Genomic DNA, 20,524 nt, shown 5'->3' on the forward strand with positions numbered 1-20,524 from the left:
GCGAGCATGCGGACGACGTTTGCAGTGCTCGCCGTGGTGGCCGCATGCGGCCTCGTTCCTGCCGCGCGGGCGGCGGGAGCCAAGGCAGGAACACACGCGGGAATGAAGGCGGAAACCAAGGCGGGCACGAAGGCCGCGAGCGCGTCGAGTGCCCGCGCGCCGATGGGCGACTTGCGCGCCTATATGCACGGCATCGGCGCGACGACGGACGCGCGCGGCGTGACGACCGTGTTCTTCAGCAGTTCGGGCCTGCCGCCGCGCGGCGCGGGCCGCGACCGCAACTGGACACACGATGTCTACGTCGCGCGCTGGACGCCGCAGCAGGCGACGCTCGAGCGGCCGCGCATCTTCATCAGCCGGCCTGAAGCGCAGGAGCCCGTGTCGGTCGCGCAGAACGACGCGGGCCGCGTGATGGTGTCGTTCGAGGACGGTTGGAACACGCCGAATCAGGTGAGCCAGCGTTACGGCGTCTATACGCCGGACCTGAAGGGCGTGAAGCCGTATCCGAACGATGTGCTGTCGGGCGGGCACTCGGGTCACGTCGCCGGCGTCGGCTCGCGGTTCGTCGTGTTCTATTCGAACGACTGGATCGACGGCGGTGGCGTCGACAATCTCGGCACGGGCGATGGCGTCTATGTGAAGACCTACGATGCCGACGGCGCGCTCCTGCAGGCTATCGACGTGGCGCCGCGCGTGCGCGAATGGTGGCCGATGATCGCCGGTTCGCCGACGCGCGCGCTGCTCGTGTGGCAGCAGTATGTGAACGGCGAGACGTACGCGCGCCTCAAGGTGGCAACGCTCGACCCCGCGACGGGCGCGCCTGGCGAGACGCATGTGATCGCGGAGCGCTTGCAGTACTACACGTACGCGGCAGCGTGGGTGCCTTCCATCGAACGCTTCATCGTCGTCGCCACCGATGACAAAGGCAGAGGCTTCGCGCAGCTCATCGATGCAAACGGGCAGGCGACGGCGACGCTCGGCTGCATGCCGGCATCGGTGCGCGAGGCGGGCATTGCCGTGATCGGCACGCGCGCGTTCACGCCGTCGCAGGACGGGCGGCTGCTGCATCTGAAGCTCACGCCTTCGTCGATCGAACTCGCGGGCACGCAGCCGTCGCCGATCAAATGGACCTACACGGGCAGCATCGGGCTCGTGCGCTCCCCGTCGGTTTTGCATTGGGTCGCGACGAGTCCAAAAGGGCTACAGGAAGCAGACTTCGATCTGAATGCGGCGACCGCGCCCGGCGACAAGGATCAGTGCCGGAGGTAGTACGTTGAACCGGTCTCCGATGGCATGCAACATGTCGGGCGGAACGATGGCCATTTCGGCGAGAGGCGGCGAGGCATCACCGGCAAACCCACCGCCCACCCATTTTGTATCGCCGTATCCGTCAGATACATTGGGACACAAAGCAGGGGATACGCTACGGTATAAAGTCGGCATTGCAATCAGGAGCAAGCCATGACGTCCAACCTCCATCACGGCTCGTGTCATTGCGGCGCCGTCACGTTCGAAGTCGAAACCCCCGTCACACCCGCCGCGCGCTGCAACTGCAGTTTGTGCCGGCGCAGGGGCGCGCTGATGTCGCCGTTCCTTCCCGCAAGCGCGCTGCGCATCCTGTCGGGCGAGGACAGCCTCACGCTGTACCAGTTCAACACGCACATCGCGAAGCACTACTTCTGCAAGCACTGCGGCGTCTATCCTTTTCATCAGACGCGCAAGGACCCGAACCTGTGGCGCGTGAACCTCGGCTGTCTGGACGGCGTCGATCCGTATGCGCTCGAAGCGTCCGTATCGGACGGCGCGAGCCTGTCGGTGGTCGACGACGCATAATAGCGGCACAACGACGGGCGAAGGAGCCTCGTGTGGAAAAAACGGATCACGTTCTGATCGTCGACGACGACCGCGACATCCGCGAACTGGTCGGCACTTACCTCAACAAGAACGGCGTGCGCGCAACGCTCGCATCGGGCGGCCGCCAGATGCGCGCCGCGCTCGCCAGCGAGCGGCCGGATCTGATCGTGCTCGACCTGATGCTGCAGGGCGAAAGCGGCCTCGACCTGTGCCGCGAACTGCGCGCGGGCGAGTTCCAGACAGTGCCCATTCTGATGCTGACGGCGCTCAGCGAGGAGACCGACCGCGTCGTCGGCCTGGAAATGGGCGCCGACGATTACCTCGCGAAGCCCTTCGCCGTGCGCGAGCTGCTCGCGCGCATCCGCGCGATCCTGCGCCGCGCGCGCATGATGCCGCCCGGCAACGAGCAGGCGAGCACGTCGCACTTTCTGTGTTTCGGCGACTGGCGGCTCGATACGATCGGCCGCAACCTGATCGACAGCGAAGGGACGATGGTCGCGCTGAGCGGCGCTGAGTACCGACTACTGCGCGTGTTCCTCGATCATCCGCAGCGCGTGCTGACGCGCGACCAGCTATTGACGCTTACGCAAGGGCGGCAGACGGAACCGTTCGACCGCTCGATCGATCTGCTCGTGAGCCGCGTGCGCCAACGTCTGCGCGACGACGCGCGCGAGCCGCGCTACATCAAGACGCTGCGCAACGAGGGCTATGTGTTCTCGTCGCTCGTCACGCCGGAGGACAGCGTCTGATGAACCACGCTGCCGGCCGCTTGCGCGGTCTACGGCCGCCGCGCACGCTGTTCGTGCGCCTGTCGCTGATCTTCTTCGCGGGGCTGATCGCCGCGCAAACGCTGTCGTTCTGGCTGACGATGACCGAGCGCAACGAGTCGATGACGAACGTGATGGTCGGCTACATCGGCCAGGAGGTAACGAGCTCCGTTGCGCTGCTCGACCGGCTGTCGCCCGCCGAGCGCGTCGAATGGCTGCCGAAGCTCGCGCGGCGCAGCTACCGCTTCGTGCTCGGTCCGGGCGCGAGCGGCATGCCACCGGATGCGACGCTGTCCCAGCAGATCGGCGCTTCGATCGCGAAGGACGTCGGCGCGCGCTACAACGTGACGGCCAATGCGGTGCCGGGCGAGCGCGAGCATCTCGAAGTGCATATGACATTGAGCGACGGCTCGCCGCTCACGATCGACATGCATCCCGTGCACGGCACGCCGCTGTCGCCGTGGCTGCCGCTCGTGCTCGCCGCGCAACTGGCGGTGCTCGGCGGCTGCGCGTGGCTCGCGGTGCGCCTCGCGACGCGGCCGCTCGAACGTCTCGCGCAGGCGGCCGACACGCTCGGCCCCGATCTTGCGCCCGCTGCGCTGCCGGAGAACGGGCCCGAAGAAGTCGCGCGCGCGTCGAAGGCGTTCAACGCGATGCAGGCGCGCATCGGCATCTATATGCGCGAGCGTCTGCAGATTCTCGCGGCTGTTTCGCACGATCTGCAAACACCCATCACGCGCATGCGCCTGCGCGCCGACCTGCTCGACGACGAGGCGGAGCGCGCGCGCCTGCAAAAGGACCTGAAGGAGATGGAGCTGCTCGTGCGCGAAGGCGTCGCCTATGCGCGCACGCTGCATGGCGCCGATGAGAAGCCGTGCCGGATCGATCCCGATGCGCTGATCGAGAGCATCGTCAGCGACTATGCGGACGCGGGCGACCGCGTGTCGCTGACGGGGCGCGTCGGCGAGCCGGTGACGACGCGACCGCAGGCGTTGCGCCGCATTCTCGGCAATCTGATCGACAACGCACTGAAGTACTCGGGCGGCGACGAAGTGACCGTCGACATGAGCGTCGACGCCACGCGCGCGCAGCATGTGTCGATCGCTGTGCTCGATCGCGGCCCCGGCATTCCGCCGTCGCAGCTCGATGCCGTATTCCAGCCGTTCTATCGCGTCGAGACGTCGCGCAATCGCGAGACGGGCGGCACGGGTCTCGGGCTCGCGATTGCGAAGCAGCTTGCACACTCGATGGGCGCGACACTGACGCTGCGCAATCGCGAAAGCGGCGGCCTCGAAGCGCGCCTCACGCTTTGAAGGCGCGCTCTTTTTAAAGGCGCGCTTCGAACGTTTGAAGGCTCGTCGCAGATGTTACCCGCCGCGTTTTATCGACGCGCGCACGTAATCGACGAAGCGTGTCACGACGGGGTCGTCGCGCTCCGTCTGCCATGCAAGGCCGACGCGCCATTGCGCGGACGCATCCTTCAGCCGCAACACGCGCGCATCGCGGAGCAAATGCTCCGCGCGAGACGGCACGAATGCCGTGCCGACACCCGCCGCAACGGCGGCCAGCACCGACTGGATATCGTCGGCCTGCTGGATCACGCGCGGCACGAAGCCGCGCTCCGCGCACCATGCGTCGATCATGCCCGCCAGCCCAGGGCCGCGTCCGCGCGCAAGCGCAATGAAGCCAAGCTCGTTGAGTTCGTCGAGGTTCGCGGGCACGCGCTTCCACGTCGCGTGCGGCGGCACGGCCAGCCCAAGGGATTCGTCAACCACGCGAAACGCCGACAGGCCCGCGCTAGCGGGCAGCCGGACGAAGCCCACGTCGAGCTTGCCGGCGAACATGCGCCGCGTCTGCTCGGCCGACGACAGATCGTTCAGCGTGACACCGATGTTGGGATTGAGCCTGCGATACGCGGCGATCAAGGACGGCGCAAGCGTGAGCGCCGACAGGCACAGGCCGATGCGCAGATGGCCGCGCCGGCCGCTGCTCGCTTCGCGCGCGCGGGCGAGCACGTCGTCGGCATCGCGCACGAGCGTTTCGGCATCGGGAAGAAACGCGGTGCCGAAGGCCGTCAGTTCCGCGCCGTGGCGGCCCCGCTCGAAGAGCCGCGCGCCGAGGCTTTCCTCGAGCGCGGCGATCTGCTTGCTGAGCGCGGGCTGGCTCAGATGCAGCGCCTGCGCCGCACGGCCGAAATGGCGCAGGTCGGTGACCGTCAGGAACGCGCGCAGCAGCCGGATTTCCATTCTTCATCGTTATCGTTTCGATCGAATTATTCATTTTACGTATCGAATGGCGCGCGGTCCAATGGAGGCATTCCATCGATTCGTACCGGGTCCATCATGTCCTCGCTGCCCACCGCGACGCTGCGTGTCGCGTCGATGCTGTTCAAGCCGCGCCGTGGTGCGACGGCCGATAACGTCGCGCGAACCGTCGCCGCGATTGAGCGGGCCGGGCGCGACGGCGTCGGACTCGCGGTGTTTCCCGAAGCCTGTCTGACGGGCGGCATCGGCGAGACTGGTTCGTCGGATGCGCGCAATGCGCGCAAGACTCGCCGCACGGACCTGAGGTCACTTGCGCAGCGCATCGACAGCGCGCCCGTGCTCGCCGTCGCCGATGCAGTCGAGTGCACGGGCGTCGCCGCGGGTGTCGGCCTGATCGAAGCCGCGCCGAACGGGGAGTTTTTCAGTAGCTATGTCGTGTGCCTGCCGGGCGGCGAGCGCCACGTACATCGCAAGCTGCAGCCGGATGGCGAGCGCCATCTCACGCGCGGCGACCGCTTCACCGTGTTCGACACGCACTGGGGTTGGCGGCTCGCGGTCCTGATCGGCGGCGACAACTATCTGGTGGAGAACGCGCGGATGGCGGCACTGCTCGGCGCGCGGCTCCTCGTTGCGCCGCACGCGCGCACGGATGCCGGCGACGCCGCGAGCAACGAATGGATGCGCCGCGCGTTGCCGGCTCGCGCGATCGACAACGGCATGTTCGTCGTCTACAGCGACGGCGCTCATGACGACACGCCAGCAGGCGATCATGCAGGCGAAGGCGCGGCGGCCGCGATCGTCGATCCGTGCGGCCATGTGATCGCGCAAGACGGGCAGGGCGCGCGCGACGACGACATGATCGTTGCGGACCTCGACCCGGCGTTGATCGGCACGAGCCCCGGGCATCGCTGGCTCGATGCGAGGCGTCCCGACCTGTATGCACGACTTGCGACGGGACGCGTGCGCGAGATGCCACTGGACGCACGCGAATTCGAGCCGCGCACGGCCAGCGCGCGCGGCTCGGTGCCCGTGAGCTTTGCGATGGTGAGACGCGAACGCACGCAGGGCTGATCGAACGCGACGCCTGCACTCATCATCTTCATTCCGATGCAGGCTTGCGATGCACGCACGAGGATCAACATACGCACTTCGATAACAGCGCATTTTTTTCGCGCCCTATACTTAGCCGATGAATCCTCTTCGAAAGCAGGCCATGCGTCGTTTATCAGTCAGGCGGTCGCCCATTCACGGCAAGGGCGTCTTCGCGTTGTGCGCGCTCGCGGCCGGCGAGCGCATCATCGAATACAAAGGCGAAGTGACGTCATGGCGGCGCGCTGCGCGGCGCATCGAGCGCGGCGGAGACTATGGGCATACGTTCGTGTTCGGCCTGTCGGATGGGCGCGTGATCGACGGCAGCGTCGGCGGCAATAGCGCGCGCTGGCTCAACCATGCGTGCACGGCCAATTGCGAGGCGGTCGAAATCGACGGACGCGTTTTTATCGAAGCCGCCGTCGATATCCAGTGCGGCGAAGAACTGCTGATCTCGTATGGCCTGTCCGTCGACGATCCGCAAGACGAAGAAACGCGCCGCCAGTATGTATGCCGATGCGGATCGCCCGCATGCCGCGGCACGATGCTCGCCGTTGCGGACGACGCGCGCGCATGACGCGGCGGCGCTCCCGGCGCATCCACCTGTCGATAAAGCCGACTGACGTTCTCTGACCACGCGCACCGCGCGCGCGGTTTGAGACCGTACGCGTCGGCCGGGAGGACGCGTTGCCAGGCTGTGTCAGCGGGCTGTGATACAGTGCCCGCAGCGTTCCAGAGAGGCGTCCATGACCAAACAACCACGGAAGACCACGCAGTCCCCGGCTCCGACCTTGCCGGCGTTGCTGATCGAACTGGAAGCGTCGCTGCCGTGCCTGATGGCGCAGCCTGCCGCTTTCTCATCCGCGCTGGTTCGCGTGTACCGCTGCCTCGACCGCGCGAGCGCGCCGATCCGGAAGCGCTCGCCGCGAGCCGGGCGGCCCGCGCGAAAAAAAGCGCCGGGCGCCGACATGTCCATGTCGCTGCCGCTCTTTCCCTGAATCCCTCAAGCCTCGACCCCGGGCTTTTCAGCGTTTCGCTGAACACGCGGGCGTGCCCATGCGCCGCATCGACTCGCGTCCTTATGGTCTGAGCGGTTCGATAGCCTGACCGACACGCGCGTGCTGGACGCGCGGAAACGCAATCTGCACCGCGAGCCCGCGCCGCCCGATCCCCGAGCCGATGTGAATCTGCGCGTCGAAATGCGTGGCGATGCGCGCGACGATCGATAGCCCGAGTCCGCTGCCATTGCCGCTCGCCGTTGCCGCCGAACCGCGGAAGAAACGGTCGGTCAGGCGCAGGCGCTCTTCGTCGGAAACGCCCGGGCCGTTGTCGGAGACCGTCAACGCGACGCTCTGCGCATCGGCCAGCACGCTGATATGCACGCGCCCGCCGACGTCGCCGTACTTGATCGCGTTGTCGAGCAGATTGTCGATCAGCGTGCGCGCGAGCACGCGGTCCGCATACACTTCCGCGTCGTGGTCTCCGGCCAGCATGATCGCCATCGACTTCTCTTCGGCATGAAGCGCGCGAAACGCGATCGCCTCGCTCGCCACTTCATGCAGCTTGACGGGCAGCGTCGTGACCGTCTCGCGTTCGTCGAGCCGCGCGAGCAAAAGCAGTTGCTCGGCAAGACGCGCGCTGCGGTCGACGCCCTGAACCACCCGATGCATCGCCTGTTGACGCTGCGCGCCGTCCTGCGCGGCGAGCGCCACTTGCGCCTGGACCTTGATCGCGGCAAGCGGCGTCTTCAACTCGTGCGCCGCGTCGGCCGTGAATGCGCGTTCGCGCATGATCGAATGTTGCAGCCGCGCGAGCAACTGGTTGATCCCGTCGACGAGCGGCTTCACTTCGGCGGGCGATGGGTTGACGTGGATCGGATCGAGGTTGCGCGCGTCGCGGGTGCGCACCGCCTTCGAGATCGTCGACAGCGGCCTGAAGCTGTGCCCGATGCTGAACCATACGAAGAGCGCGAGCACGGGCAGGGCGATGGCCATCGGACGCGCGATGCGGCTCGCGACGCCCGTCGTCAGATCGCTGCGCATATTGGCAGGCTCCAGCACGCGCACGGTGCGGCCCGTCGCGCTGTCGCGCAATGCATAGGCGAGCCACATACGTCCGCCGATCGTCAGCCGGTGCACGCCTTCCGCCGTCTCGCCCGGCTCGACGGAGGTTTTGAGCGCCGCGAGGCCGGGGCTTTCGACGATCAGCTGGCCCGCCGCATCGTGCATCTCGAAGAGCGCATAGCGCGGCTGAGCATCGCTGTCGTCGTAGACGGCGGGCGACGCGCGCGTGTATTCGTTGCGCACGTCGATGCCCGTCGCGGCCAGTTTCGCGAGATTGGCCGCATCGAGCTGGATCAGCAGATGCGCAAGCTGGATCAGGCGCGCGTCGTCCCATTCGTCGACTTCGCGCGTCGCATTCGTGAAACTCCACGCGAACATCACCGCCCATACGGCGCCGACGCTGACCAGAATCAGCCACATCAGCCGGCGGCGGATCGACGTCGAGCGCGTTCCCGTCATGCTTTGTCCACGACGTAGCCAAAGCCGCGAACAGTGCGGATCACGTCGCCGCCGAGCTTCTTGCGCAGGTTCGACACGTGCACTTCGATCGCGTTGCTCTCGACTTCCTCGTGCCACCCGTACAGGCTTTCCTCGATGCGCGAACGCGGCTGCGGCACGCCCGCATGCGTGAGCAGGTGGATCAGCACGGCCCATTCGCGCGCGGTGAGCGGCACACGCACGCCGTCCTTCGAAACCGTTTGCGCGACCGGGTCCACGGTCAGGCCGCGCCACGCGATCACGTCGGTGCTGCGGCCTTGCGAGCGGCGGATCAGCGCGCGGCAGCGCGAAACCAGCTCGGCGAGATCGAACGGCTTGCCGAGGTAGTCGTCGGCGCCGGCGTCGAGGCCGCGCACCTTGTCGGCGGCCGTGTCTTTCGCCGTCAGCACCAGCACGGGAATGTCATTGCCGCGCAGGCGCAGCCCCTTGAGCAGATCCATGCCGGAGAGCTTCGGCAAGCCCAGATCGAGGATCAGCAGCACATAAGGCGTGGTCGCCAGCGCGACTTCCGCATGCTGGCCATCGCGCGCCCAGTCGACCGTAAAGCCGGCGTTACGCAACGCGACTTCGAGTCCGCTGCCGATCAGGTCGTCATCTTCGACGAGTAGGATGCGCATGGATGTGAAATCTGTTTTAGGTCTGTTTGATGAGAGTCTATCGCGTATGGCATATATATACGTGGGCGTCGCGGCATCGACAGGGCTTAAGCATTTCTTCAGATTTAGCCGTTAGCATCGCGCGGTACCCGCTTGCGGCAACGGCTCCGCCCCTTCACGATGAGGTAAACAATGAACCTGAATGCCCTCACGCAACGCCGCGCCTACGATGGCATCGCGCGTCTGCTGCACTGGCTGGTGGCGCTTTTGATCACCGCGCAGTTCCTGCTCGGCTGGACGATGCCCGATGTACATCGCGACACCCTTCCAGACGGGCTGATCGCGTGGCATCTGGGCGTGGGCGCGGCGATCGTCGCGGCCGTCGTGTGCCGGATTCTCTGGCGCGTCACGCACCAGCCGCCGCCCGCCGAACTGACGCCCGCGCTCAGCTTCATCTCGCGAGCGACGCATGCGCTGCTGTACATCACGCTCGTCGCGGTGCCGCTGGCGGGTTGGGCGAACGCGTCGTCGCGCGGCTGGGCGGTCAAGCTGTTCGGCGTCGTCCGCTATCCGGACCTGACGCAGAACGGCTCGCAGACGGGCCACGCGCTCGGCGACGTGCACGGATGGCTCGCCTGGGTGCTGCTCGCGCTGATCGTGCTGCATATCGGCGGAGCGCTCTTTCATCGCATCGTCCTGAAGGACGACGTGCTGCAACGCATGCTTCCGTAAATCGGGCAGTTGCCGTAAGCCGCGAGCAATATGCGGCAAGGCATCTGAAACGGACACTGCGCCGAAGGGGCTTAATATTCCCTTCAGAATCGGGTCGCTACCATCGGGGTGCGGTGTCCGGCGAGGTTCGGGCACGTTCGAATTCGACGCACCGTCACGCGAACTTCACACAAAGGGAGTCGGCACAGCGGGCCGGTGCGCGCCATGTAGGGCTGGCTGTGTGATGAAGCAAACCACTGTAGAGATGATCCGGGCACACGTCGTCACGGCTTCCGTCGCTGCGACGGCCATTGACGTGGCAGTCGTCAGCCTGCTTTTCTTCTGCAGATTTCCGGAGTCGATGTTCGAGACGGCTTCGTTCCGTGTGCTTACGTTCACCTTGCTGCTGGCCGCCGTTCTTGCCACGCGCCACGCGGCGCATATCGCGTTCCGCGCGGCCATCCGGCGGCGTCATGCGCGCTTCGTCGGGCCACGGGAGGACGCGGTTTGTGTGTCTTCCATGTGTCCGGCGCGCAGACTTGTTATTCTTCATCTGCATTTCACCGGCATGCCTTACGTTCCCGTCAACCGGACGGGGTGGTGACTGCGTTCTTTGGCGTGTGTCACCCGTTTATGCGCGGCTGTCGGCGAGACAGCCAGCTTCTGAAGTCTTTTAGCCGGAGCAACTAAAATCATGCAGGACGCGCTGCTGCACATCTACTGGCTGCCGACGGCGCTCGCGCTCGGGGCGGCGGTGTATGCCGTCATCGCGGTGGTGGCCTCGATCGTGTCGATGTCGCGTGTCGCGGCGGCCGAACGGCGCGTCGCGCCGACGCCCGTGAGCGTGCTGAAGCCGCTATGCGGTGCCGAGCCCAGGCTCTTCGAGAATCTCGCCACGTTTTGCGAGCAGACTCATCCGTGCTTCGAGCTGATCTGCGGCGTATCGCGTGCGGACGATCCCGCCGTCGCGATCGTCCATCGCTTGCAGACCGTCTATCCCGAACGCCAGATTTCGCTCGTGATCGATCCGCGCGTCCATGGCACGAATCTGAAAGTGAGCAACCTGATCAACATGGCCGAATGGGCGCGTCACGACGTGTTAGTGATCGCGGACAGCGATATCGCCGTCGAAGCCGATTATCTGGAGCGCGTGTGTGCGCCGCTCGACGATCCGCAGGTCGGCATCGTCACATGCCTGTATCGTGCGAAGGGTATCGCCGGGTTCTGGTCGCGCGTGGGCGCGCAGTTCATCAACGAATGGTTCGTGCCTTCCGTACGCGTCGCGCATATGTTCGGTTCGACGCGCTTCGGCTTCGGCGCGACGCTCGCGTTGAAGCGCGCGACGCTCGCGCGCATCGGCGGCTTCGAACGTCTGAGGAACACGCTCGCCGACGACTACTGGCTCGCCGGACACGTGCGCGAACTCGGCTTGAACACGGCGCTGTCGTCCGTCGTCGTCGAAACGGATGTGACGGAATGCACGCTGCCCGCGCTGTGGGATCGCGAGACGCGCTGGCTGCGCACGATCCGCTCGGTGAATCGCGCGGGCTTCACGTTCCTGTTCGTGACGATCACGCTGCCGTGGATGCTGTGCGGCGCGTGGCTCGCATTCGCGCTGCGCGGCGGCGCGCACTTGCCGGGCGCGCTCGCGCATCCCGCCGTGTCGATCGCGTTGATCGTCGCGACAGTGACGGGAATTTCGGCGCGCATCGTCCTGCATGCGATGATGAGCGCCGAGCGAAGCATGTTCTGGCGCGATCTCGCGCTGACGCCGGTGCGCGATGCGCTGATGTTCGCGCAGTGGCTCGCGGGATCGTTTGGCTCGACCGTGGTGTGGCGCGGCGTGCGCATGCCTGTCGAGGAAAAGGACGGCGCGGCGGCCGTGTTCCGGCCCGAGCCCGTCAAGGCACTCGAAGTATCCGACGGCCGCTGAACGCGCTGCATCCGCAGCAGTTGCGCGTTTGGCTCAATTGAAACTCGTGGAAAACGAATATGAAGAAGACGTTATTTTTGCAGGCGCCGTCGTATGACGGTTTCGATGGCGGCGCGGGGTCGCGCTATCAAGCGAAGCGCGAAATCCGCTCATTCTGGTATCCGACATGGCTCGCGCAGCCGGCCGCGCTCGTGCCGGGCAGCCGCGTGCTCGATGCGCCCGCCGATGGGCTGTCGGTGGAAGCGACGCTGGCGATCGCGGCGGAATACGAGGTCGTCGTCATCCACACGAGCACGCCGTCCTTCCCGACGGATGCGCTGTTCGCCGAACAACTGAAGGCGCGCGCGCCGAAGGTGATGGTCGGCATGGTCGGCGCGAAGGTGGCCGTCGATCCGCACAACTCGCTGACGGCGAGTGACGCGATCGACTTCGTCTGCCGCGAAGAATTCGATTTCACCTGCAAGGAGCTTGCCGAAGGCCTGCCGCTCGCGCAGATCAAGGGCTTGAGCTATCGCGCCGCCGACGGTTCGATCGAGCACAACGAAGCGCGCCCGATCCTCGAAAACATGGACGAGCTGCCGTTCGTCGCGCCCGTCTATCAACGCGACCTGAAGATCGACAACTACTTCATCGGCTACCTTAAGCATCCATACGTGTCGATCTACACGGGACGCGGCTGCCGCTCGCGCTGCACGTTCTGCCTGTGGCCGCAGACGGTGGGCGGCCATCGCTATCGCACGCGCTCCGTCGAGAACGTGCTCGAAGAAGTGAAGTGGATTCGCGACAACATGCCCGAAGTGAAGGAGATCATGTTCGACGACGACACGTTCACCGACTTCAAGCCGCGCGTCGAGGAGATTGCGCGCGGTCTCGGCAAGCTGGGCGTCACGTGGTCGTGCAACGCGAAGGCGAACGTGCCGTATTCGACGCTGAAGATCATGAAGGAAAACGGTCTGCGTCTGCTGCTCGTCGGCTATGAGTCCGGCGACGACCAGATCCTGCTGAACATCAAGAAGGGCCTGCGCACCGACATCGCGCGCCGCTTCTCCGAAGACTGCCGCAAGCTCGGCATCAAGATTCACGGCACCTTCATTCTCGGCTTGCCGGGCGAGACGCAAGAGACGATCAAGAAGACGATCGAGTACGCGAAAGAGATCAATCCGCACACGATTCAGGTGTCGCTTGCGGCGCCTTATCCCGGCACGACGCTCTACAAGCAGGCCGTCGAAAACGGCTGGCTCGAAGAGAACAAGGTGATCAACCTCGTCAGCAAGGAAGGCGTGCAGCTTGCTGCAATCGGGTATCCGCATCTGTCGCGCGAAGATATCTATCACCACCTCGAACAGTTCTATCGTCAGTTCTATTTCCGGCCGTCGAAGATCTGGGAAATCGTGCGCGAGATGCTGATGAGCTGGGACATGATGAAGCGTCGCCTGCGCGAAGGCGTCGAGTTCTTCCGCTTCCTGCGGGCTCACGAGGCATGACGCAGCCGGGCAGGCCCCGACGCGCACTGATCGTTACCGCCGACGACTTCGGCCTGCACACGCGCATCAACGAAGCCGTCGAGCGCGCGCATCAAACCGGCGTGCTCACGGCGGCGAGCCTGATGGTGTCGTCGCCCGCCGCCGCCGATGCCGTGCGGCGCGCACAGCGCAATCCGACTTTGCGCGTCGGCCTGCATATCGTGCTGGCCGACGGCGTGCCGATGCTCGCGACGCATCTCGTCCCGGCGCTCGTCGACGGGCACGGACGATTCGGCGACCGGATGGTGCGCGACGGCTTTCGCTTTTTCCTCCTGCCTGAAGTGCGCCGTCAATTGAAAGCGGAAATCCGCGCGCAGTTCCAGGCGTTCGCGCACACGGGGCTGAAACTCGATCACGTGAACACGCACAAGCACTTTCATCTGCATCCGACGGTGCTCGCGCTGATCATCGAGGTCGGCAGCGACTTTGGATTGAACGCAATGCGTCTGCCGTACGAACCCGGCGCGCCAGCGTGGATCAGACCGTGGATGGCTCGCGTGCGCAAGCAGTTGGATAATGCAGGTATTGCGCACAACGATTACGTGATCGGCGTGTCGCAGACGGGGCGGCTCGACGAAGCGGCGCTGCTCGCCGCGCTATCGCGGCTGCCGGAAGGGGTCGGAGAGATTTACGGTCATCCGGCCGTGGCTGGAGACGGGGCGATCACGCCCACGATGCAGACGTACCGGCACAGCGACGAATTCGACGCGCTGGTGTCCGGGCGCGTCGCATCGGCAATTGCCGCGAGCGGAGCCATCACCGGCGGTTTCGCGGATGTGTTCTCGCAGCGGACCTACGTATGATGAAGTGATGAAGTGGCTTAAATGGTTGGGGTTGCCCGCGGGCATCGCGGTGCTGATCGCGCTGGCGTTGCACGGCGGCATGGACGATGTGCTGCGCGCGATCGGCGCTGCGGGCTTTGCGCTGTTGTGGCTCGTGCCGCTGCATGCTCTGCCGCTGCTGCTTGATGCGCAGGCATGGCGACTGCTACTGGGCAAGCGCGCGCCGCTCGCGTATCTGTGGTGGGTCGCGACGGTGCGCGAGGCGGTCAGCCGGTTGTTGCCGGTGGCGAGCATCGGCGGAGAGTTCGTCGGCGTGCGGCTCGCGCGCTGGCGGACGGATGACGCGAGTGTCGTCGGCGCATCGGTGATCGTCGAGGTGCTGGTGACGATGGCCGTCCAATACGTGTTCGCGGCGATCGGTCTCGTGATGATCGTCGCGCAGACGGGGCACGACGCGATGCTCGTGACGGTCGGCGCGGCGCTCGTGCTGTCGCTGCCGCTGCCCGTCGTCGTGTTCGTGCTGTTGCGACGCGGCGGGCTCTTTCGCGCGATCGAGCGATGGTCCGCGCGTCTGCCGATGAGCGAGCATTGGGGCGTCGAGCGCATGGGCGGCGCGCGGCTCGATGCCGCCATCGATGCGCTGTTGCGCGAGCCCGGCCTGCTGCTGCGCGCGTTTCTGTGGCAGTTCGCAGGCTATGTGCTGGGCGCGTCCGAGGTGTATCTCGCGCTCTGGATGCTCGGGCATCCCGTTTCGATCGGCGGCGCAATCGCCGTCGAGGCGCTCACGCAAGCCGCGCGCCATGCGGCGTTTTTCGTGCCGTCGGGGCTGGGCGTGCAGGAGGCCGTCGTCGTGCTGCTCGCAAGGATGTTCGGCGTCGACGAGCAGACGGCGTTTTCGCTTGCGCTCATCAAGCGGATGCGCGAGGTCGTGTTCGGCTGCGTCGCGCTCGCGTCGTGGCAGGCAGTCGAGCTCGTTCGCAACCGTGTCCGCAATCGCCAGGACGCGTGGCACAAGAATCCATCGCTCAGACCGGCCGAGCATCGCGTGCCGTCCCGCGACGCCGTCGAGCGCGAGCGTTCTTCGCGCTGATTCACTCTGTATTGACTCCGTATATCGGCCGCGCAATCCGCACGAAGCGGGTTGCGCTTGCTGCTTTGCGCGGTGGACCAAGCGCATCAAGCGGATCAGGCACGTGCGCAATGCGCGTGCTTCCGAACGCGAATCGCAATCAACTAGGTTCCGGAAATGTGCGAGCCGATGTCATAGGCTGAAAGTCGGCTCCTTCGAATCGACACAGAACGGCTGCGCATGCCGCCTCGTTCCCCATCCCCGATGCAACCCCTCGACGCGCTCAAGCGCGCCGGCCTCGCAGGCACGGCCGCGCAGGCAGCCGTGCTCGATTATCTGCTGCATGCGGAGCACGGCCACTACAGCGCGGAAGAGATTCACCGGCGCATCTCGGCGAGCGGCGAACGGATGAATCTGTCGACCACCTACCGCGTGCTCAATCAGCTGGTCGACGCCGGACTCGTTGTGAGCGTGCCGCTCGGCAAGCACCATAGTCTCTACGAGCTGAATACGGGCAAGGCGCACGATCATCTCGTGTGCGTCGTGTGCGGCCGGGTCGAGGAATTCTCCGATCCGGCATTCGATCGTCGGCGCCACGCGATCGCGAAGAAGTTCGGGATGCGCTTCGTCGGCAAGACACTGGCGTTGCAGGGCGTCTGCGCCGAGTGCACGGCGCGCGCGCATCCGCCCCGCACGCGGACATAGCAAGAGCAGGGCAGGCGATGAGCCCGCGCTGCGCTGGCACGCGTTTGCGCGCGCAGGAAAGGACTGTTCTCACGGGACGGATTAATCCGCAGCGCGGAAACCGCTAAAGTGACTCGTGTGCGCGGTGGTCCCTTCGCACGCGAGAGAGCTTCCCCCGGTCTCCGGCACCCGGAGACCGGGGTTTTTTTCGATTGATCCGGTTTTTTGATGCGGGTAATGTCGAAGTGCCTCTTGAGAACAGGCGAGCTTTTGTCGAGCCCCGCGCCGCTCCGATCACGTCCGGCCGGGGCTTTTTTTACGCGCGGGTTCATCCGCCCAGCGCCGCCGCGCGCCGCAGAAATCCCATCGCGCGCTCGTTGTCGAGATACGCCGTGTTGAAGCGGACCCACGGCGTGGGCTCGCCGTGCGGCCGGTAGTAGCTGCCGGGCTGCACGGTGATGCCCGAGCGGGCCGCCTCGGCGACGAACACATCCGAATTAGGCACGCCGGGCACGCGCGCCCACACGAGCGTGCCGCCGCAAGGTTCGTCGAACACCTGCCAGCCGACGCTCGCGAGCAGTTCGACCGCCGTCGAGATCGCGCCGTTCACGCGCCGGCGCAGCCGCTCCAGATGCTTGCGATAGGTGCCGCGCTCGAGCAGCGCGGCCACCACGCGCTCGCTGAAACGCGTGCCGCCGAGGCTCGTCAGCGCTTTCACTTCGACGAAATGCTTGACGAGCCCCGCTTCGGCCGCGATGTAGCCGAGCCTCAGCGATGACGACAGGCTCTTCGAAAATCCACCGATGTACACGACGCGCGTGAGCCGGTCGAGCGACGCGAGACGTTGCGTCGGAATGGCCTGGAAATCCGCGTAGACATCGTCTTCGGCGATCATGAAGTCGTGCTCCTGCGCGAGCTGCAGCAGTCTGAAGCCGACGTGCGGCGCGACGTTCGTGCCCGTCGGATTGTGAAAGACGGTATTGAGGAAAAAGAGCTTGGGCCGGTGCTCTTTCAGCAGCGCTTCGACGGCTTCGATATCCGGGCCCGTCGACTGACGCGGCACGCCGACCAGCTCGATGCCTTGCAGCTTGAGCAGGCCGAACAGGTTGAAGTAGCCGGGATCTTCGACGAACACGGTGTCGCCGGGTTTGAGCAGCATCCGCACGACGAGATCGAGCGCCTCGCTCGCGCTGTTCGTCACCATGATGTTCTGCGGCTCCGCCGCCACGCCGACAAACGCCAGCCGCTGTTCGATCTGCAGACGCAATTGCGGGTCGCCTTGCGGAATCGCGTAGTCGATCAGGCTGCGGGCGTCCGTGCGCGACGCCTGGCGGATCGCCTGCGCGATCCCTTCGACATCGCGCCATGCTTCGGGGATGAAGCCGATCGACAGATTCAGCACTTCGTCGGGCCGCTCGAACTGGCGCAGGATCTGATCGGATTCGGGCGTCGCGCGGATCGCGTCGAGCCCGCGCGTGGCGCGCGGCGCTTTTTCGAACTGCTCGGCGACGTAGTAGCCGGAGCCATGCTTCGGCTGGAGCAGGCCGCGCGTGGCGAGACGGTCGTACGCCTCGATGACGGGAAAGCGGCTGATATTGTGCTCGGCCGCGAACTTGCGGATGGACGGCAGACGCATGCCGACGCGCAATTCGCGCGACAGGATCAACGCCTCGACCTGCCCGACGATCTGCTCCGTCAGCGGGGTGGAGGTTGCGACGTCGAGGGTAATTTTCATTCGCCTCCCGTTCAAAGTGTTCGTGCAAGTTCACCGAACACTTCGCGCAAATTGATCGAAAGTGTTCATTCCAGTCGTCGAAGTTTACCGGAACAATAGGTCCGACGAACAGCATTCTTTCGCCGAGATTGTTGGCTGAAAAAGGCTTTAAATCAATAGCTTGCTTAGTATTTGGCGCATCCGTCAATCTTCGGCGAAGATGGCCGAACACTTTGAGTGACTGGGTAAAAGCAGAACTATATCGAAAGAACTTCCGAGGCCGTGCGAAACGACATGGCCCAGCAGAACCTGAGAGAACAGAACCTGAGAGAAACCATCGAACGGCGGCCGCTAACGAGACTCCGACCGGATCGACCAGTCTGAAATCGACCTTTGAGCGCGCTCCCCCATTGCGGGAGCGCCCGTTTTGCGTGTCGAGCGTTCAGTCTGCGGTCACAGTGCGACACTCGGGCACGCATTCGATAACAGCGCGATTCGCCACGATCGTTGCGCCGCAATCGTTTTGCTGCGAGTTATGGCATCGCGCTGATAGACACACCACGTCTGACTGAACCGGGACGGACACGAAGAAGCCGCTCTGGTGTCGGGGTCCACGACGGAGAACGGGGCCACATGTATAAGCCTGTTGCGCTCATCGTCTTGCCGCTACGGCGGGGCGGTGCTGCCCGCGAAATGGCTCTGGATTTCCGGCTCCGGGTGCGAAGAACTGGCCACTTGGAGTGGGCAGATTGTTAAGCAGTGCAGACTTAAACAGCTAACCGAAGGAGGTTGAAATGACGATGCAAACACAGGTTCAACAGGTTCAAGCGCAACAGCAGTCCCAGGCAAAGTCGCAAACGGTCCGGCAGGACGACAGGAAGGTGACGGTCGTGGTCAAGCCGCGCAAAGCCCGTCCCGTGTTGATTCCCGTCCATCTGTAGTGAGCGGGCCGGCACGTTCGCGTGCCGGCCACGAACGGAGGCTGTGGTGATCGACGACATCTTTGAACCACACGCGTTCGTGCTGGCGGGAAAGTGCCTTAGCACGTCGCCTTTGCTCGTCATCGAAGACGACGAGCACCAGTACGAGTTTCCTGCATCCGCCGACGGCGAAGACGCCGCGCCCTTGATCAGCGCGTTGCGCTCGGGCATCAAGACCGACGAGGTGCTGGCGCGCTACTCGCCGTATGAACAGCAAGTATTCGACCGTCTGAAGGAACTGCAACTGGTGCGCGCGGTGAAACCTGCGCATGCCCGCAGCGGCCTCGACGTGTTGCTCGAACTCGAAGATCTCGCCAACGAACTGCTGTACCGCACGCTCTACACGAACGTGTTCTGGGAGAAGTGCGCATCGGCGAACATGCGCGACGACATACCGCTCAACGTGATCCACGGGATGATCGTCGAGAACTACCATTTCCTGTTCCGCGAAAGTTACTTCGACGCGCCCGTTCTTTCGTACGTCGCGAATACGGGCGTGCGGCTCGCGCTGAACGAGTTTTATGCGGAAGAGTACGGTCACGACGAACTGCTCCTCAAGGCGCTGACCACGCTCGGCGTCACGCGCGAAGACCTCGCGCGCACCGTGCCGCTGCCGCAGACCATGGCGCTGTGTAATGCGCTCGCGTATTGGGCGCACAGCGATCCGCTCTTCTTCTTTTCGACGCTCGGCATTCTCGAAGGGAAGGACATCAAGCAGGATTCGTTTCTCGATGCCGCGTACCGGATCGGCGTCGATCCCGCGTTGCTCCGGCCCGTGAAGGCGCATTCGGATATCAATCTGCACGGCGGCCACGGCAGCCTGACGCGCAAGATCTTTTCGCGTATTCCGGCCATCGCGGAAACGGACGTGCGGCGCATGCGCGCGCAGACGTATCTGTTCATCGAACTGTACGACCAGTTCTATACGGGCATCTGGGAACATTACTCGACGTCCCCGGCGCTGTTGCGCAAGCTCGACGTCGACGAGGAGGCGTAATGCAGGCCACGACCGCATCGGATCTCTTTTCCGCGCCGCGTTTTCGTCCCGGCGTGCAACTGGTTCAGGAACACGATGGCCTGACGATCGACTATCGCGAGCAGTCGTGCTCCGTCGTCGGGGACAAGCAGGGCCTGTTGCAGGCATTCGCCGATTCGCTGAAGCAGGGCGACGCGACGATCGCGGAACTGAAGCGCCGGCATGCCGATCTCGCGCCCGAGATCGACGGCTTGATCGAAGAATTTGACCGGCTCGGGCTGCTCACGGAGAGCGCGTTTCCCGCGCCGAGCGGGTGCCTGTCGGGCGAGGAGTTCTATCACCGGCTCAGGAAGTTCGCCGCCGAATCGATCGAGCGCAATTCGAAGTCGCGCTTCTATCAGGGTCTGCGCGACAGGACGCTGCCGCGCAGCGCGCTGATCGGCTATGCGCTCGAATACTTCTACATCGTGCGCGAGGCACCGGGCCTGATTGCGCCCGCGCTCGGCCACGCCGAAGCCGTGAAGGCGCAGAAGCTTCTGCAAGGCTTTCTCGCATCGGAACTGAATCACGACGAGATGCTGCGGCAGTCGCTGCATGCCGTCTCCATTCGCACCGACAACCTCGACTATCTGGTGCCGCTGCCCACCACATTCGCGCTGTGCGCGTCGCTCGGCGTGTACGCGCGTCAGCATCCGTTGAGCTTCAAGGCGCTGCTTTTCCTATTCGAGCAGCCAGGCGTGAGCTTTCATGTCGAACTGGCCGACTATTGCCGCGAGACGGGCATCCCGGAAGGCTTCTGGCGCCCGATCGCCCGTCACGCGTCAATCAACGACGAGTTCGATCACGACGACATCTCGCTCACGCTGCTCGCCGAGATCGACGCCGTGTCGCCCGAAGAGCAGCTGACCGTGAAAAAGCACGTAATGCTCGCGATCGAAATGATGGTGCTGCAAGAGAACCAGATTCTCGATTACTACGGCAGGCAGCCCGTCGTGAAGCCGCGCATCTTTGCGTGAGCACG

21 protein-coding genes are annotated in these 20,524 nt (G+C 64.9%); 17 read left to right on the forward strand and 4 right to left on the reverse strand.

All coding sequences use genetic code 11. The features are described from left to right. Positions 1 to 6: 6 nt before the first annotated feature. The 4 genes from AB4Y32_RS22645 to AB4Y32_RS22660 all read left to right on the forward strand — a co-directional run bounded on the left by AB4Y32_RS22645 (position 7) and on the right by AB4Y32_RS22660 (position 3,934). Complete coding sequence (locus AB4Y32_RS22645; RefSeq protein ID WP_368723492.1) at positions 7 to 1,269, forward strand: hypothetical protein; 1,263 nt, start codon at positions 7 to 9, stop codon at positions 1,267 to 1,269. A gap of 192 nt (positions 1,270 to 1,461) precedes the next feature. Next, a complete protein-coding gene (locus tag AB4Y32_RS22650) occupies positions 1,462 to 1,833 on the forward strand; it encodes a GFA family protein (protein WP_368723493.1) in 372 nt (123 codons plus the stop codon). 32 nt (positions 1,834 to 1,865) lie between these two features. Further along, positions 1,866 to 2,603 (forward strand): response regulator, encoded by a 738-nt coding sequence (locus tag AB4Y32_RS22655; protein ID WP_368723494.1) that lies wholly within the window; start codon positions 1,866 to 1,868, stop codon positions 2,601 to 2,603. Beyond that, positions 2,603 to 3,934 carry an ATP-binding protein gene (locus AB4Y32_RS22660; protein ID WP_368723495.1) on the forward strand — a complete coding sequence of 444 codons (1,332 nt, stop codon included), beginning with the start codon at positions 2,603 to 2,605 and terminating at the stop codon, positions 3,932 to 3,934. Before AB4Y32_RS22655 ends, AB4Y32_RS22660 begins: the two co-directional genes overlap by 1 nt. 54 nt (positions 3,935 to 3,988) lie before the next feature. Here AB4Y32_RS22660 and AB4Y32_RS22665 read toward each other — a convergent pair whose 3' ends face one another. After that, the gene (locus AB4Y32_RS22665) at positions 3,989 to 4,867 is read right to left on the reverse strand and encodes a LysR family transcriptional regulator (RefSeq protein WP_368723497.1); all 879 of its coding nucleotides are present in this window, start codon (positions 4,865 to 4,867) and stop codon (positions 3,989 to 3,991) included. Between the two features lie 96 nt (positions 4,868 to 4,963). Between AB4Y32_RS22665 and AB4Y32_RS22670 the strand changes: the two genes are divergently transcribed. From AB4Y32_RS22670 to AB4Y32_RS22680, 3 genes are all read left to right on the forward strand, one after another. After that, positions 4,964 to 5,956 carry a nitrilase-related carbon-nitrogen hydrolase gene (locus AB4Y32_RS22670; protein WP_368723498.1) on the forward strand — a complete coding sequence of 331 codons (993 nt, stop codon included), beginning with the start codon at positions 4,964 to 4,966 and terminating at the stop codon, positions 5,954 to 5,956. Positions 5,957 to 6,098: 142 nt separating this feature from the next. Next, a complete protein-coding gene (locus AB4Y32_RS22675; RefSeq protein ID WP_368723499.1) occupies positions 6,099 to 6,551 on the forward strand; it encodes an SET domain-containing protein in 453 nt (150 codons plus the stop codon). A 169-nt stretch (positions 6,552 to 6,720) separates the two neighbouring features. Beyond that, positions 6,721 to 6,972 carry a hypothetical protein gene (locus AB4Y32_RS22680; protein ID WP_368723500.1) on the forward strand — a complete coding sequence of 84 codons (252 nt, stop codon included), beginning with the start codon at positions 6,721 to 6,723 and terminating at the stop codon, positions 6,970 to 6,972. An 81-nt stretch (positions 6,973 to 7,053) separates the two neighbouring features. Here AB4Y32_RS22680 and AB4Y32_RS22685 read toward each other — a convergent pair whose 3' ends face one another. Further along, on the reverse strand, positions 7,054 to 8,496 hold the full coding sequence (locus tag AB4Y32_RS22685) for an ATP-binding protein (protein ID WP_368723501.1): 1,443 nt from the start codon (positions 8,494 to 8,496) through the stop codon (positions 7,054 to 7,056). Then, positions 8,493 to 9,152 carry a response regulator gene (locus AB4Y32_RS22690; protein ID WP_368723502.1) on the reverse strand — a complete coding sequence of 220 codons (660 nt, stop codon included), beginning with the start codon at positions 9,150 to 9,152 and terminating at the stop codon, positions 8,493 to 8,495. The genes AB4Y32_RS22685 and AB4Y32_RS22690 overlap by 4 nt, the downstream gene beginning before the upstream one ends. Before the next feature lie 171 nt (positions 9,153 to 9,323). Between AB4Y32_RS22690 and AB4Y32_RS22695 the strand changes: the two genes are divergently transcribed. The 7 genes from AB4Y32_RS22695 to AB4Y32_RS22725 all read left to right on the forward strand — a co-directional run bounded on the left by AB4Y32_RS22695 (position 9,324) and on the right by AB4Y32_RS22725 (position 15,854). Next, on the forward strand, positions 9,324 to 9,863 hold the full coding sequence (locus AB4Y32_RS22695) for a cytochrome b (protein WP_368723503.1): 540 nt from the start codon (positions 9,324 to 9,326) through the stop codon (positions 9,861 to 9,863). 223 nt (positions 9,864 to 10,086) lie between these two features. Further along, entirely contained in the window at positions 10,087 to 10,446 is a 360-nt protein-coding gene (locus AB4Y32_RS22700; RefSeq protein WP_368723610.1) for a hypothetical protein, read from the forward strand. A 90-nt stretch (positions 10,447 to 10,536) separates the two neighbouring features. After that, entirely contained in the window at positions 10,537 to 11,775 is a 1,239-nt protein-coding gene (gene hpnI / locus AB4Y32_RS22705; RefSeq protein ID WP_368723504.1) for a bacteriohopanetetrol glucosamine biosynthesis glycosyltransferase HpnI, read from the forward strand. Between the two features lie 59 nt (positions 11,776 to 11,834). Beyond that, complete coding sequence (hpnJ, locus tag AB4Y32_RS22710; RefSeq protein ID WP_368723505.1) at positions 11,835 to 13,259, forward strand: hopanoid biosynthesis associated radical SAM protein HpnJ; 1,425 nt, start codon at positions 11,835 to 11,837, stop codon at positions 13,257 to 13,259. Next, a complete protein-coding gene (gene hpnK, locus AB4Y32_RS22715) occupies positions 13,256 to 14,101 on the forward strand; it encodes a hopanoid biosynthesis-associated protein HpnK (RefSeq protein WP_368723506.1) in 846 nt (281 codons plus the stop codon). The genes hpnJ and hpnK overlap by 4 nt, the downstream gene beginning before the upstream one ends. A 4-nt stretch (positions 14,102 to 14,105) precedes the next feature. After that, on the forward strand, positions 14,106 to 15,170 hold the full coding sequence (locus tag AB4Y32_RS22720; protein ID WP_368723507.1) for a lysylphosphatidylglycerol synthase domain-containing protein: 1,065 nt from the start codon (positions 14,106 to 14,108) through the stop codon (positions 15,168 to 15,170). 243 nt (positions 15,171 to 15,413) lie between these two features. Further along, positions 15,414 to 15,854 carry a Fur family transcriptional regulator gene (locus AB4Y32_RS22725; RefSeq protein ID WP_368723508.1) on the forward strand — a complete coding sequence of 147 codons (441 nt, stop codon included), beginning with the start codon at positions 15,414 to 15,416 and terminating at the stop codon, positions 15,852 to 15,854. A gap of 307 nt (positions 15,855 to 16,161) precedes the next feature. Here AB4Y32_RS22725 and AB4Y32_RS22730 read toward each other — a convergent pair whose 3' ends face one another. Beyond that, entirely contained in the window at positions 16,162 to 17,568 is a 1,407-nt protein-coding gene (locus AB4Y32_RS22730) for a PLP-dependent aminotransferase family protein (RefSeq protein WP_368723509.1), read from the reverse strand. Positions 17,569 to 18,341: 773 nt separating this feature from the next. Between AB4Y32_RS22730 and AB4Y32_RS22735 the strand changes: the two genes are divergently transcribed. The 3 genes from AB4Y32_RS22735 to AB4Y32_RS22745 are packed head-to-tail and all read left to right on the forward strand — an operon-like array spanning position 18,342 to position 20,519. Further along, positions 18,342 to 18,488: a hypothetical protein gene (locus tag AB4Y32_RS22735; protein ID WP_368723510.1), complete on the forward strand. Its 147-nt coding sequence runs from the start codon at positions 18,342 to 18,344 to the stop codon at positions 18,486 to 18,488. Between the two features lie 46 nt (positions 18,489 to 18,534). Continuing rightward, entirely contained in the window at positions 18,535 to 19,524 is a 990-nt protein-coding gene (locus tag AB4Y32_RS22740) for an iron-containing redox enzyme family protein (protein WP_368723511.1), read from the forward strand. Next, positions 19,524 to 20,519, forward strand: coding sequence for an iron-containing redox enzyme family protein (locus AB4Y32_RS22745; RefSeq protein WP_368723512.1), 996 nt, complete (start codon positions 19,524 to 19,526; stop codon positions 20,517 to 20,519). Before AB4Y32_RS22740 ends, AB4Y32_RS22745 begins: the two co-directional genes overlap by 1 nt. Positions 20,520 to 20,524: the final 5 nt, after the last annotated feature.

This window comes from Paraburkholderia phymatum (genome assembly GCF_040965635.1).
Lineage (GTDB): Bacteria > Pseudomonadota > Gammaproteobacteria > Burkholderiales > Burkholderiaceae > Paraburkholderia > Paraburkholderia phymatum_B.